The following is a 13,970-nucleotide window of genomic DNA, read 5'->3' on the forward strand; positions in this document are numbered from 1 at the left end:
CTTGGGTGCTTGGGCCATGCTGGCTTGAGCTAATTCAAATGTAGGTTGGGTTTTGTGCCTCAACCCAACCTACAGAAAATCTACGATCACTCTAAGCTTGCTCATATTTATTTATTGTTTTTCAGTCCCATCTTGAATCCACGGAAAACGTCTGCCCCAACAACTCAGAAAGCTTTTTAGCCGCTGCTTTGGCAGCGGCTTCTGCTACCCTTAAAGCTTGTTCAGTATCTATACCAGATGTTGTTTTAAAGAGGTAATATTGCTCTCCATCACAAGGAGAAGCATAATCTAAGCTGATTAGGGCATCTGTAATCTCTGTATTAGCCTCTGAGGTAACGACTGTTGCAAACCCGCACACATCAGCAATGTACCCATCTTTATTGCGAGGAGCAATATCTCTATCTTTCTTTGCAGCTTTTTCAGCTTCTTTCCGAGCTTCCTTCAAAGCTTGTTTCACTTTTTCAAGAACTTCAGCTGAAGGTTTTTTGGGCGCTATGCATGAAAAGCTTTTCAATGGTAAATCTTCTAAACGAATTACTGAGAAGCTACTTAACTGTTGCTCAATTTCCTCCAAAGATACTACTGCTGTATTCTGCAAATTTTCTCGATCGTAAGTTGAGTCATAAATATTTCCACGCTCATCGTAGTGAGTTTTTACTGAATCAATAAAATCTTTTGCTTCCCATGCTTCTTTTACTATTACAAGAATTTGACTCAATTTTGGACTCTGACTTTCTACCCATACTGGGAAACCAGGGAATTCATAGCTTTCCCTAGCATCAGCCCATCTCCACTCACGTTCATGAGTCCAATCTATCCATTTGTTTTTATCTAAATTCATTGCCACATAGCGATATTGCTCATTTAGTGCTATGCCGCAAGAGGACGCTAAGCATCGAAATCCTTTTCCAAAATAAGAATCATCTTTAGATGCCTCTTTATGGTTTCCAGACAATCCATATATTACAGGTCTACCACCAGCTTTGAAGAATTCTTGCTTACGCAAAGCAATACCATAAGACTGGACTGAGGAAGAATTATTTCTATTGGATGCATATTCAAGAAGCGCATAAAGTGGCATTTCAGTAAAACATACAGCTGATTGTGGACCGTAGATAGTGGGTTTCCTTTTTCGGAATGACCATCCTGACTTTATATAACCGTCAAATAAAATTCTTTTTAATACAGAGTAAGCGCTTGCATCAGCATCTAATCCATATGGATGATAAAGGCCATTTTCATATGCATTTTGATCTTCATAAGTAATTTGATCTAAAACATGAATCAAAGGTTTTCCTAGGCTGTCAAAACGAACTGGCAAGGGTGAATCCATATCTTCGAGATAGTGATTCAAATCTCTATCATGGACGAAGTGAATTACCCACTCTGATAAATCAATACGATTTTGATTCACTTAAGAATTCCTGAGTTGAGTAGATTGACGGTTTATTAAGATTTTCCCCTGTCTGATTAACTACCTCTATGAGCAAATTATCTGCATATTAGCTTCCTTAAGGAAAAATGAGCAAAACTACTCTGGCTAAATACTTGCCAGCGCATCGTGCTGTTCTCCACCCCTACGGTTGACGGGGAGCTTTTGTATCATTATCCTTTTACATTAAGCCGTTCAGCAGAACGGTGACTACGCAGAACTCGAAAATCTTGGCGCTGTCTGAAGGTGTCTCACCACCAACAGACAGCTAACCCCGCAAGTCTGACCGGCAGATTGCGAGGCTAGGCATATGGTACCCTAGCCCCCTCAGTTTGCAATTCAAGCGTGGGTGGCTAGGGTTTTCGCGTTCTGTCTTCCTAAACCACAACTGGAGACAGAACCCATGTTTGAATACCTCGAACCCGATGCCAGCGACGACCAAGGGAATCCAGGGACCGGGTCCCTGCCGCTTTCGTCAGGGGCCGGGGGCAATGACAGAGGGACCCGGTCCCTAAAGCCCTCAACCCCCGAGAAGGTGCGGCACATGCTCTACGGCAGCCTTGCCGGCATCGATCGCACCATCAAAATCCTCCACGCCCACGGCTACACCGACCCCAACGACTGGAGCGACCCCATCCCCGTGCCGCCCACCAGCGACATCCTCAGCCCAGCATCCAGCGGAGCCGAGATGTGGATGGCAATTGCCACCAAAACCGTGCTAATCGAATAGCGCACCCTACCCCCGACGGCAAGGGGTATGCCGTCGGGGGCGGCGATCGCCAACATCCAGCCTGCTACCCCCGCAATTTGGCACATTGAGCAGCCCATTTAACAACCCCTATGCCAAATTGACCCAGCAGTGTAGTCCCAAGAACAGCCCTCTACAAAAACTCCGTTGAGTGGCCAAAAATATCCGGCAAAGGCTCCTAGGAAAAGTGATGGAGTGCGAGAGTGATGGCTCAACACCCGATCACTCCATTACCCCATCACCCCTATGCCCCCCATCACCCACCTCCTCTGGCAGCTCATCCGCTACGCCCAGCGGCTCTACTGGGTCGATACCCTGCTGTGGCTGTTCATCCTGGGCCTGCCTGCGGTGCCGGGGCTGATCATTCGCGAGTTTTTTGACACCCTCACCGGAGAGTCGCGCTTTGAGGCGTCGCCATGGGTGTGGATTGGGCTGCTGCTGGCAGTGGGTCTGGCGCGGATGGTGGCGATTTTTGTGGGGCGCATTACCAAGACCCAGCACCGCTTTTTGATCAGCGGGTTGGTGCGACACAACCTGCTGTTTGAGCTGCTCAAGCGCCCCGGAGCCGAACTGGCCACAGGCGGGGCCAACGGCCAAAATGCCTCCCCCGGCGAAATTCTCAGCTATTTTCGCGACGATGCGGCGCAGATTGAGGATGTGGTAGTGGGCACCAACGAGATCTTTGGGGCTGGGGTGTTTGCGGTGGGCTCTGTAGCGCTGCTAATCAGCGTTAACCCAACGATGACGCTGCTGGTGTTTTTGCCGCTGTGCGCGATCGCACTTCTCGCCCACCAGGCCGAGCACCGGCTCAAACGCTATCGCCGCGCCAGCCGCCAGGCCACCCAGCGCGTCACCGGGCTAATTGGTGAACTGTTCACCGCCGTGCAGGCCGTGAAGGTGGCCGGGGCCGAAGCCCAAATGCTGGATGAGTTGAAGGAGCGGTGCGATCGCCGCCGCGACCTGATGGTGCGCGACCAGGTGTTTAGCGCCGTGCTCAACTCCGGCTTTGAAAACATCGTCAGCATCGGCACCGGGCTAATTTTGCTGGTCGCCTCCCAGAGCCTTGGTGCCCAGGGCGACCTCACCGTCGGCGACTTTGCCCTGTTTGTCTATTACTTATCGTCTGTTACCTATTTCCTCGCCTTTCTCGGCGGCTTTATCGCCACCACCAAGCAGAGCGAAGTCTCCTTTGAGCGCATGGGGGGCTTGGTGGGAGCGTGGGAGCGTGGGCGAGTAGGAGGGTGGGAGCGTGGGAGCGTAGGCGAAACCAGCACCCATGAAATAACCGAACCGAACCCACCTACCCACCTACCCACTCACTCGCCCACCTACCCACTCGTCTACCCATCCACCCCTCACCCCCTCACCCATCCCCACCCCCTCTACCTCAAACCCCTCCTTGGCCCCGAGCCGACCTTACCGGCGATCGCCCCTGCTCTCATCCCCGATCCCCTTCACGAGCTGCGGGTTGAAGGGTTGACCTACCGCTATCCAGGCGGTGGCGGCATCAGCAATATCAGCTTTAGCCTAAAGGCGGGAAGTTTGACCGTAATTACAGGCCAGGTGGGGGCAGGCAAAACCACGCTGCTGCGAGTGCTGCTGGGCCTGCTGCCCAGTCAGTCTGGCGCGCTGTATTGGAATGGTCAGCGGATCCGCGACCCGGCGAATTTCCTAGTGCCGCCTCGGGCTGCCTATACGCCGCAGATTCCTCAACTGTTTAGCGCCTCCCTGGGGGAGAATCTGCTGTTGGGCCTGGGGGATGCCGTCAGTCCAGAACAGATGGAATGGGCGATCGCCACTGCTGTCTTTGATCGCGATCTTACTGCCATGCCCGAGGGGCTAGAGACCCTAATCGGCACTCGCGGCTTTCGGCTTTCTGGTGGGCAAAAACAGCGGGCCGCCGCCGCCCGCATGCTGCTGCGCCAGCCCGCCCTGCTGGTGTTTGACGACCTCTCTAGTGCCCTGGACGTCGAGACTGAACAACGCCTGTGGGAGCAGTTGTTTAACCCATCCACTCATCCACCCATCTACCCGTCCACCCATGCACCCATGCACCCCACCTGTCTGGTCGTCTCCCATCGGCCCTCAGTGCTCCATCGCGCCGATCAAATTCTGCAATTAGAAGCCGGACGCTTGGAGTTTGTCGACTCTCCTAGCGATCTACAACAGGTTGATTAGCTGGCTTAAGCCAGTACCAGCACTCGACCCAAAACTTAGCTTCGGTAGAGTAATTTATAGATTGATAAAACTAATTCTCAATGGACTGGCCGATGGGCAGGCACAGCGGCGTGTTCGACACAGGGTCGGTGATAATGCGGCTCTTGAGGGCAAATACCTGCTCCACCATCGTCTCGGTTACAACTGTAGTGGGTTGTCCCTGGGCGATGACCTGTCCATCGCGCAAAGCAACTAGATGATGGCTGTAGCGGCAGGCCATATTCAGGTCGTGGAGTACCATCACAATGGTGCGACCCCCCTGGCGATTGAGCTGGTAGAGCAGATCCAGCACTTCAATTTGGTGGGCCAGATCGAGGTAGGTGGTGGGCTCATCCAGCAACAGGGTTTCGGTATCTTGGGCCAGGGCCATGGCAATCCAGGCGCGCTGGCGCTGCCCGCCGGAGAGGGTGTCGAGGGGGCGGTTGGCAAACTCGTGTAGGTGGGTGGTGGCGATCGCCTCTTCCACCTTCAGCTCATCGTCCTTCGACCACTGCTGGAGCCAGTTTTGGTGCGGGTAGCGGCCCTGGGCCACCAGCTCGCGCACGGTCAGCCCTTCGGGGGCGGCAGGGCTTTGAGGCAAAATACCCAGGCGCTTGGCCAGGTCTTTGGTGGGCAGGTGGGCGATCGCATCACCATCCAAATACACCGTACCGCCCTGGGGCTTGAGCAACCGCGCCATGCCCCGCAGCAGCGTGGATTTACCACAGCCGTTTGGCCCCACCAGCGTAGTGATCTGCCCCTGGGGAATCGCCAGATCTAGACCTTGGATGATCACGTTGCCGTCGTAGGCCAGGGTGAGCTTGCGGGTGGTGAGGGCGATTTGGGTGGCGGTATTGGTGAGCATGAGCAAATTTTGAGTTTTGAATTTTGAATTACTGGTTGCATTGGCCTAGGAGGCCGGTCTTTGACCATCGCGATACAGCAGCCACAAAAAATAGGGTGCGCCGATGATGGCAGTAATCACCCCGCAGGGCAGCTCGATGGGGGCGAAGGCGAGGCGACCCACGATGTCAGCCAGTTCAACAATGCAGGCTCCCGTCAGCGCTGCGGCTGGAATTAACCCAGCGTGGGAGGGGCCAACGAGGTTGCGGGCCAGGTGCGGAGCCATTAGCCCAACAAAGCCGATGGTGCCTGCGGTGGCTACCGAGGCACCGGCCAGGGCCACAGCGCAGAGCAGCAGCAGGCTGCGAGTCCATTCCACTCGGCTGCCGAGACCCTGGGCCAGGTTGTCCCCTAGATTCAGGGTGTCGAGATCTCTGGCCAGCACCAGGGTCAACGGCAGAAACACCGCCAGCCAGGGCAGCAGCGGCCACAGATGCTCCCAGCTGCGCCCGTAGACACTGCCCGTCAGCCACACCAGAGCCTGACTAACGTCGTAGATGTTGCCGAAAGTGATCATCAAAGTGGTGAAAGCCCCGGTCAGCGAGGTCAGACCGATGCCGACCAGAATCAGACGCATGGGCGAGCTGCCGCCGTTCCAGGCTAGAAGGTAGATGGCGATCGCCGCCCCCAGCCCGCCCAAAAATGCGGCGATCGGTAACCACCCCACCGCCACCTGCGGAAACAGCACGATCAGCGCTACCGCCACCAGACTGGCTCCTGCATTGATGCCGATAATTTCTGGTGCCGCCAGGGGGTTGCGGGTCAGCCCTTGCAAAATCGTTCCCGCCGTCGCCAGCCCCATGCCCACCAGCAGCGCCACCAGGGCGCGGGGCAGACGCAAAGTATTCACCACAAAGGCATAGTCGAGGCTGGCCGGAAAGCCCAAAATAGTTTTGACCACCTCCAACGGCGGCACCGGGTATTCTCCCTGGCTGACGTTGAAGATCAAAGAGAGTAGGGCGATCGCCACCAGCACCGCCAACACCGCAGGCACCCGCCGATCAACCCGAAATGAGAGGGGGAAGCGTTGAGGGCGGATGGAGAGCCAAGGTGTAATGGGCATGGGGGTGATGGAGTGACGGGGTGATGGGGGAGGTTAGGAAGATAGGGGAGGGAACTGTAGGGTGCATCCGCGAAGCGATGCACCGTTTTGCGACACCGAAGCCTGTGTTTCACCGCTTAATTTTTGACCTGGCCAAATAGATAAAGAACGGTGCCCCCACGATCGCGGTCATAATCCCCACCGGCAGTTCCTGAGGGCGAATGACCAGCCGGGCAGCGAGGTCGGCCACCGATAGCAAAATGCCGCCAAAAATGATTGAGTAGGGCAAGATCCAGCGGTAGTCCACACCCACGACAAAGCGCACCACGTGGGGTACCACCAGGCCAACAAAGCCAATGGGACCAGCCAGGGCCACGGCACTACCGGATAGCAGGACGACGGCGATCGCCGCGCCCACCTTGACCCAGGCCGCCTGCAACCCCAAACCCTGGGCCACGTCTTCCCCCAGGCTCATCAGCGTCAGTTGCCGCCCCAGCGTTAAAGATGCGACTAGCCCCACGGCGATGTAGGGCAGCACCGATAACATCGTCGCCATGTCCTGTCCGGCCAGCGACCCCGCTAGCCAAAAGCGCATTTCATCTAGGGTGCGCTGGCTGAGGATGAGAATGCCTGTAGTCAGTGAACTCAGTAGGTATGTCAGAACGGCCCCGGCGATCACCAGCTTGAGCGGGGTGAGGCCACTGCGGCCCATGGAACCCAGCCAGTAGACGGTAAAGGCTGCGATCGCAGCTCCCGCAAAGGCAAACCCCACATAACTACCGCTACCCCGCCAAAACACCGCTAGCACCAGGGCCAGAGCCGCACCCACGTTGATGCCCAAAATATCCGGTGCTGCCAGCGGGTTGCGGGTCAACCCCTGGGTAATGGCTCCAGCCACCGCCAGGGCTGCCCCTACCACCACCGCCAAAATCGCCCTGGGCAGCCGCACTGTGCGAATAATCAAGTGTTCGGTGGAGCCGTCAAACTGAAAGATGGCTTGCCATACCATCTCCGGCGCGATATCCGCTGCCCCCAGCAAAACGCTTGCCAAAAGACAGACCAGCAGCAGCAAACTGCCCAACGCCAACCCTAACACCAGCACTAGAGGCGATTGGGACAGCCTTAAGAAATGCTTTGGCCCATCTGACGGCCTGTTTGACTGAAGGTAGGACACCAGCGTTAATTCTCCCGTTGAGTTGCGATCCCCAGGGTGGCCCCTTCGATCGCTCGCAGCTCGTCCATTACCGCAATCACGCGACCGTGGTTGACGGCTTCATCGGCATTGATCACAATCACCGATTCCTGAGTGGTACCCATTAGGTCGCGCACACTCGATTGCAGATCTTCGAGGGCAATGGATTCTCGATTCAGCGCGATCGCACCAGAATCCTCCACTGAAACCGTAATCTGCGTTCGCTCCTGCACCTCAGAACTGTCGGCCTTGGGCAAATTTACCGGCAGCGCCTCAGAGCGCGTCAAATACAGACTAGAGATAATGAAAAACGTCAAAATCGCGAAGATGACATCGATCATCGGCACAATATTTAGTTCAAACTCGTCTTCGGGCTCTTCGGGGAAAAACATGGGAGAAAGGGTGTTGGGTGTCGGGTATCGGCGTCCCCTCTTGGGAGGGGCAGGGGTGGATTAATTGGGTTTGCGGTCTACGGTTTGCGGTTCGGGCCTTGGACCGTTTGCCGCATACCCTGCCCTACCTGGCAAAGGTCTCTTCCTTGATCTGACTCATCCGCTCATAGTGGGTCTCGTACAAAATTTCGAGTTGCCCGCCGTATTCCTGAATAAGTGCCACCTGGCGCTTGTAGAGGCCGCGAAACAGGTTGGCAAACAGCAGCGTGCCAATCGCGACCACCAGCCCAGCAGCGGTGGAAACCAACGCTTCGCTAATGCCGCCGGTCACCGCCCCGGCGTTCGCCCCCACATCCCCGAGCTGTAGGGCATCGAAGGAGGCAATTAGGCCCAAAATGGTGCCAAGTAGCCCGAGCAACGGGGCCACGCTGATGATGGTGGCAAAGACGGTGCTAAAGCGTCGCAGATGGGGCAGTTCGGCCTGCATGGCGCTGGCCAGGGCCAGGTGAAATTGCTTGGGGCTGGCCCCTTCAATGTCCAGGGCTTCTAGAAAAATGCGGGCGATCGGCAGGCTAACGTTCTGGCGCAGCTTGGGATAAACATCCATCGGGGCCTGCCGGTAGGTGCGCAGAATGTCTTGCATCACCGGGCGCTGGCGCTGATTGAGCCGAAACCAGAAGATCAGCCGCTCGATGATCAGCGCGATCGCCACCAGCGAAAACCCCAGCAGCGGCCACATGACGATGCCGCCCGCCGCAAAAATACTGCCCATAGTCTAAGTCCTGTCATAGATTCCCGCTTGCAGCGGCCCGATTTTTGGGGCCTCCTCAACCCGAGGTTAGGGTAGCCCAACCCAGGCTATTGCAAATCACTGTCAAATGCATTGAGCCTGATTCCGATACTATTGTCAAGTCTTAAAGAGAATAGATCCTGATAGTATGGTTAGGAAGAACGCGATCGCAGGGAAGATTCGACCTTTGATTTAGCCTGAGTTCCTTTGCTGTCAGAAGCTGCACTACATTTGCTAGGCTCAAAATTCGTGTCGCCGAAGCTTTGGTCTCAAATCCAGACCTTAGCCTTCTCGGTCAGATTATCAATAGCCCTCGGTGTAGTCCATAATTTTTCTCAACTATAGTGAAGCGGGTTGTGCGTTGCCGTTACTCAAACATTGCCCATGAGTCTTTCTAACCTCTGCTACGAACAACACCAGCAAGACCAGGCCAAGCTGCGCAAGCTGTTGCTGTGGGGGCTGTTGGGGTCGGTGGGGGTACATGCGATCGCCCTGGGTCTCAGCCAGCTCAACCTGTGGCCAAACGCCGACGAAGCCAACATTTCCCCTATCGAGCTGATTGTCACCGAGCCTTTGGTCGAAACCCCAGAGCCAGAGGTACTTGACCCCACCCAGCCCGCCGAACTCAACACCGAGACTAACGACCCGGCTCCGGCGGCATCGGCCCCATCTCCCAAAGCTGCCGTTGTCACTGCGCCCCAACCCGTCGCCGTCGCCGAGCCCGAGATCCCTGAACCGGTAGAGCCTGAACCCCTAGCCGAAACCGCAGCGGAATCAGAGCTAGAGGTGGCCGAAGACGAGGAGGAAGAAATCCCAGAGGCCGACCTGCCGCCCGAAACCGTTGAACCTGAGGAGGCAGTTGCTGAAGCCGAAGAGTCAGTTGCCGAGACCGAGCCAACCGAGCCTGACTTAGAAGACTCCTCTCAGTTCGATCGCCTGCGCAACTTTCTACAGCGACGGCGAGAAGCCGAGGGCGAAGTCGCAACGACAACTCCAGCGGACGGTAACGCTGACTCAGCTGGGCCTCCCGCCTCTGACTCAGCTGGGCCTCCCGCCTCTGACTCAGCAGGTACTGCCGCCACCACCGCCCGCACTGGTACTTCAGAGACCACCAACCCTTCGGGCGGCAACGGCCAAGGCCAGGGCTCGCGCACCGTGGCCTGTCAAAACTGCGTGCGTCCCAGCTATCCCCAAAGCGCCCTGGAGGCAGGGGCCGAAGGCCAACCCATGGTCAGCGTCGATATCAACCCCGACGGCAGCGTGCGCAGTGTCACCCTAACCCGATCTAGCGGCAATCCAGCAATCGACCAAGCGGCCATTCAGGCCGCCAGAAATTCCCGCTTTCAACCGGTCGCAGGCGGTGCCAGTGTGCCCATCGAGTACGATCTCACCATTGAAGGGTCACGTCGCAACCGCGATGCCCGCAGCCGAGGCGAGCGCCAGGCGGTAGAGCTACCGCCCGAGCCTACCCCCACGCCCGCAACCGCAACAACCGAGCCCAGCCCTGAACTAACAACCACGCCAATTCCACCGGTTGAGGTCGCTGAGCCAGCCGCAGATCCAACTGCGCCAGCATCTTCAGCGCTAGAGACAACAGAGCCAGAAGCCCTAGAAGCAGAACCCGTAGAAGCAGAACCCGCACAGGCAGAACCAGCCGAGGCAGAATCCATAGCCCCAGAGCCAGCACCCGTGAGCCCGCCTCAACCTTCACCTGCCCCTAGTCCGCCTGCGCCCAGCGCTTCCCCACCCCCTACGCCTACGACTCCTGCAACTCCTGCAACTCCTACGGCTCCTGCGGCTCCTGCGGCTCCACCACTCACACCAGTTGCGCCAGCCGAGCCGACCCCGCCGCCAGCGGTCGAGTCTTCTCAGCCAGATGCACCAACTGAAGAGTAGGAACAGATAAAACTATGAGGGCATAGGCTAAGCAAGCTGTGTTCTCAAACATGGGCTAGAGCAGTACAACACCACTTTGAGATTGTCAGCCTTGGCCCTGTCGAGCGTCTGATCTCGCCCAGCAAGATCCACTACGCCCACATCTAGAGATGGGCCGATGCCTACCCCCATGCGATCGCCTTGACCAGATTGCGGCGGCGCTCACTAAGTTGTCTGAACTTGGGGGGCCAGTGCGAGGCGTTGACCTGCTCAAAAATAAGGAGCCAGGGGCATGAGCCAGCCGCAGAGCGATCGCACCCAGGAGAACATCCATGCGGCCACTGACCCGGCCCAATGCTCTGAGAGGGGCAGGCGAAATGGGTGGGAGTTAAAACATGTGAGGCGGAACGAAGACCCTATACTCAAGGTCGATTGCGTGTTTTAGGGTGAACAAACTAGCTTTGAGGACACCCGCTATGGTGACTAACGAAACCTGGATCATCTACAAAGCAGACTCCAGTAGCGGCCCAGGGTGCGAGAGTCCTTACCCTGGCAGACCCCGGCAACGGCGTCACCCAGGGTAAGGATGGGGACTGAGGCGTGGCTGAAGTGCAGCAATTCAACAGCCCCGACACCAGCATAAAGATTGTGATTTGTGTGTGGAGCCACTAGCCTATCGAGGCCCAATGGCAGGAGCTGCGACACGGTGCCCCCATCACCGCTGAGTCCCTGCCTGGGATGGCCCCGTAGCGCGATCGCACCCTAGTCTCTCTCTTCCCCATCAAGAACCCCCATGAACACCGCTGGCCCTGGCGGGGCTTTGTGTATCGATCGCCTTGGCCTGCTTCATCTGGGGCTGAGCCTATTCCTCACCCAGCAAAAACCCTTTCGGGTTGAGGGAATAACATAGGTTTCTAATACCGCTATAAATTTATTGACTGCTATAATTGAACGTCATAGATGATGCTGTTACCGCTCAACTGTCCATCGCTATGGCCGCTCTATCTCAAACCTTCGACACCACCCGCGCCGAAATCGTCGCGGCGATGGAGCAGCGCATCGAAAACGGCGATCGCACTAAACTCACCAAAAAAGAACTGGAGGAGCTCATCGCTATCCTCGTCGCCAAGCTGGTGGAGATGAATGCCCTGGGCACGGACACCAAGGCGGCGATTGACCGGCTCTGTGCGGCGGAGCAGGAGCTTTTGGAAATGGCGTACCCGCGCAGTAGTATCAATTCGGTCTATTTCCCGCGCTATACCAAAGCGATTAAATCCGCGATCGAGGCCGGGCGTATCACCCTCAATGGCAAAAACTCGTACCCTCGCCGGTGGGTGAAGCGCAATCCGCTGCCGGGGGAGCCCAGCAGTGGCTCTGAGGCGCGGCACTATGCCTTAGACGGGTTTACGTACCCGATTGAGGTGCAGGCTCAGCTCAGAGCCGCTACGACCCAAAATGCCAATGCTCGTCAGGATGAGCGACAACCCGTCGATCTCGATGCCTACATGGACAAAATTAACCTCCTGTTGGCCTCCAATGACCCCATCGACTTAATCATCGCGATCGCGGCTGTTACCGGACGGCGGCATACGGAGGTCGTTAGCCTCGGGCAGCTCGAACCCTGCGTGGCGGATATGGCTCAGATGATTCCCCAGCAGCATCCCTATGTGCTGCGCTTTACCGGCCAGCAGAAGGCCGCTAAGCCTGCTTACAACATGCTGACCCTGGTGCCCGCTCAGGATGTCATGCTGGCGGTTGAAAAACTCAGGGCCTCCGCCGATGTTCGGGATTTAAGCGGCGTCGCCTCGGATGACCCTAGGATGGAGGCGCTCAACGCTCGGGTCAATCGCCGGGTGGTTAAGGTGCTGGGGGGGGTGCTGCCGACGCCTCAAGGGTTTACCAATATCTCGATTCATCGCTGCCGGGCAGTCTATGTGCCGATCGCGCTCCACTTCTTTTGCCCACCCAATATGGCGGAGCAGCGCCTGGCTCAGCATCTACTGGGTCATGTGCTGCTCGATGACACGACTACGGGCAATGCCTCGGTGACGGGCCATTACTACCAGTATTATCTCACTCGCAATGGAAAGCCCCTGACGGCGCGGGGGGTGAAGTTGGCGGCGAGTGGCCCGATTCCGTTGCCGCCTGAGGAGTTGGATGCACCGGTTGAACAATCCTCGATAGAAACCCAAGGAGCGCTGATTGTGGCTGATTCTCTTCCCGCTAAGACAACGCCGAGTCCGCAGGTTAATGGGTCAAGGGAGGGTGATCCGGTGTGGGTGACGATCTCCACTCAGGCGGCGACCATCTCGACTCAGGCCCAAACTATCTCGGCTCAGGCGGTGACGATTGACCGGCTGGCGCGCGCAGGCGGGGGACAGGGTGATGACTCGGAATTCAAAGCTCTCAAGGTCGAATATGACCGGCTTTTGGGGATGCTGGAGGAGTTGAGGGCGATCGCGGATGACCCTAATCAACTCCAGGCTGCTCAGCGCTTCTTTGACTTCGATTTTGACCGCGAGGGCCAGGGCGAGGGGGCTGTGCCAGCGGCGGCGGCACCGGCACCGACACGGGCTCAACCTGCTGCTGACAACCACGATAAGGCGCAAGGCACGAAGCCTTATCTGCGCGGGGTGCGGTTGCTTGAACTCGCTCGACTGTGGGCGCAGGAGCATCCCGATGAGACGGTTAAGTTCTCGGGGGCGTTACTTAAGGCGGTCGGCGTTCATGCGGCCGCGATTAAGGCCATCACCACGGATCTTGACGAGGACATCGAGGCCTTCAACAAATCCCTGGGTGATGACTCCCTCAAAACTCACAACAAGGGCAGAACCGAGCCGTTCCTCAAATTCGCAGCCGAAAAACTTCAACAGGAAGGGCTCTATCAACCTAGAAGCTAAGTCACCGCCTCGCTATCTAATTAGGCGTCGTCTTCATTGCCCTCTTCGTCCAGTTTAACTAAGTGAATATGTTTATAGCCCAGCTTGATTTTGAATACGTCGCCGGTCTTCAGTCCCATCTCTTGGGTATAGGCTGCACCAATCACAATCTGTCCATTCTTGTGCACCGTTAGGGTATAAGTCGCTTCTCGACCTCGTCCCTCTGAACCCTTTTGGGGTTCCAGTTGAATGCCTTTGGCAGACAACAGGGCATCGTAAAACTCAGATAGGTTCACTCGGGTCTGGCCATCTTTGCTGATGGTGTAATACCCACATTCCTTGGCCAGTTCCCGTTTGCTCTGGCCATCATTCTCTTTCACCTTGGCCAGAAGTTCTTTGCCAACCAACACGCCTTTCTCTTTTACTGCCATAGCTTAGAACGCCCAAAAAATATAGGTCAAAATCCGAATCAATCCTCAGAAAATAATTCTGCGGCATCTAGAATTTCTTTCTTACTCTAT

At 56.5% G+C, this 13,970-nt stretch carries 11 protein-coding genes; 4 read left to right on the plus strand and 7 right to left on the minus strand.

Annotated features, from left to right (window positions below; all coding sequences use genetic code 11):
• Positions 1-121: 121 nt before the first annotated feature.
• Positions 122-1,414 (minus strand): hypothetical protein, encoded by a 1,293-nt coding sequence (locus RRF56_RS00275; RefSeq protein WP_317033419.1) that lies wholly within the window; start codon positions 1,412-1,414, stop codon positions 122-124.
• Positions 1,415-1,835: 421 nt separating this feature from the next.
• On the opposite strand from RRF56_RS00275, the gene RRF56_RS00280 reads away from it, so the two are divergent.
• Positions 1,836-2,162 carry a hypothetical protein gene (locus RRF56_RS00280; protein ID WP_317033420.1) on the plus strand — a complete coding sequence of 109 codons (327 nt, stop codon included), beginning with the start codon at positions 1,836-1,838 and terminating at the stop codon, positions 2,160-2,162.
• Between the two features lie 264 nt (positions 2,163-2,426).
• On the plus strand, positions 2,427-4,358 hold the full coding sequence (locus tag RRF56_RS00285; protein ID WP_317033421.1) for an ABC transporter ATP-binding protein: 1,932 nt from the start codon (positions 2,427-2,429) through the stop codon (positions 4,356-4,358).
• Between the two features lie 70 nt (positions 4,359-4,428).
• On the opposite strand, the gene RRF56_RS00290 is transcribed toward RRF56_RS00285, so the two are convergent.
• The 5 genes from RRF56_RS00290 to RRF56_RS00310 form a co-directional block, all read right to left on the minus strand.
• On the minus strand, positions 4,429-5,241 hold the full coding sequence (locus RRF56_RS00290; RefSeq protein WP_317033422.1) for an ABC transporter ATP-binding protein: 813 nt from the start codon (positions 5,239-5,241) through the stop codon (positions 4,429-4,431).
• A gap of 45 nt (positions 5,242-5,286) precedes the next feature.
• Positions 5,287-6,342 (minus strand): iron ABC transporter permease, encoded by a 1,056-nt coding sequence (locus RRF56_RS00295; RefSeq protein WP_317033423.1) that lies wholly within the window; start codon positions 6,340-6,342, stop codon positions 5,287-5,289.
• A gap of 109 nt (positions 6,343-6,451) precedes the next feature.
• Positions 6,452-7,420 carry an iron ABC transporter permease gene (locus RRF56_RS00300; RefSeq protein WP_317033728.1) on the minus strand — a complete coding sequence of 323 codons (969 nt, stop codon included), beginning with the start codon at positions 7,418-7,420 and terminating at the stop codon, positions 6,452-6,454.
• Between the two features lie 80 nt (positions 7,421-7,500).
• Positions 7,501-7,905, minus strand: a complete 405-nt coding sequence (locus RRF56_RS00305) for a biopolymer transporter ExbD (RefSeq protein ID WP_317033424.1) — start codon at positions 7,903-7,905, stop codon at positions 7,501-7,503.
• Positions 7,906-8,029: 124 nt separating this feature from the next.
• On the minus strand, positions 8,030-8,677 hold the full coding sequence (locus tag RRF56_RS00310; RefSeq protein WP_317033425.1) for a MotA/TolQ/ExbB proton channel family protein: 648 nt from the start codon (positions 8,675-8,677) through the stop codon (positions 8,030-8,032).
• Positions 8,678-9,079: 402 nt separating this feature from the next.
• Here RRF56_RS00310 and RRF56_RS00315 point away from each other — a divergent pair, with 402 nt between their 5' ends.
• Together RRF56_RS00315 and RRF56_RS00320 are read left to right on the plus strand one after the other, a co-directional pair.
• On the plus strand, positions 9,080-10,591 hold the full coding sequence (locus tag RRF56_RS00315; RefSeq protein WP_317033426.1) for a TonB family protein: 1,512 nt from the start codon (positions 9,080-9,082) through the stop codon (positions 10,589-10,591).
• Positions 10,592-11,562: 971 nt separating this feature from the next.
• Complete coding sequence (locus RRF56_RS00320) at positions 11,563-13,470, plus strand: protelomerase family protein (RefSeq protein WP_317033427.1); 1,908 nt, start codon at positions 11,563-11,565, stop codon at positions 13,468-13,470.
• Positions 13,471-13,490: 20 nt separating this feature from the next.
• On the opposite strand, the gene RRF56_RS00325 is transcribed toward RRF56_RS00320, so the two are convergent.
• Positions 13,491-13,880: an AbrB family transcriptional regulator gene (locus tag RRF56_RS00325; protein ID WP_317033428.1), complete on the minus strand. Its 390-nt coding sequence runs from the start codon at positions 13,878-13,880 to the stop codon at positions 13,491-13,493.
• Positions 13,881-13,970 lie beyond the last annotated feature (90 nt).

The organism is Nodosilinea sp. E11 (assembly GCF_032813545.1).
In the GTDB taxonomy this organism is placed as follows: Bacteria; Cyanobacteriota; Cyanobacteriia; order Phormidesmidales; family Phormidesmidaceae; genus Nodosilinea.

Excerpts from the sequence above, each read along its gene's own strand:
- RRF56_RS00295 (WP_317033423.1), bottom strand. The coding sequence starts at position 6,342 with ATGCCCATTACACCTTGGCTCTCCATCCGCCCTCAACGCTTCCCCCTC.
- RRF56_RS00290 (WP_317033422.1), bottom strand. The coding sequence starts at position 5,241 with ATGCTCACCAATACCGCCACCCAAATCGCCCTCACCACCCGCAAGCTC.
- RRF56_RS00285 (WP_317033421.1), top strand. The coding sequence starts at position 2,427 with ATGCCCCCCATCACCCACCTCCTCTGGCAGCTCATCCGCTACGCCCAG.
- RRF56_RS00315 (WP_317033426.1), top strand. The coding sequence starts at position 9,080 with ATGAGTCTTTCTAACCTCTGCTACGAACAACACCAGCAAGACCAGGCC.
- RRF56_RS00310 (WP_317033425.1), bottom strand. The coding sequence starts at position 8,677 with ATGGGCAGTATTTTTGCGGCGGGCGGCATCGTCATGTGGCCGCTGCTG.
- RRF56_RS00325 (WP_317033428.1), bottom strand. The coding sequence starts at position 13,880 with ATGGCAGTAAAAGAGAAAGGCGTGTTGGTTGGCAAAGAACTTCTGGCC.
- RRF56_RS00280 (WP_317033420.1), top strand. The coding sequence starts at position 1,836 with ATGTTTGAATACCTCGAACCCGATGCCAGCGACGACCAAGGGAATCCA.
- RRF56_RS00320 (WP_317033427.1), top strand. The coding sequence starts at position 11,563 with ATGGCCGCTCTATCTCAAACCTTCGACACCACCCGCGCCGAAATCGTC.
- RRF56_RS00305 (WP_317033424.1), bottom strand. The coding sequence starts at position 7,905 with ATGTTTTTCCCCGAAGAGCCCGAAGACGAGTTTGAACTAAATATTGTG.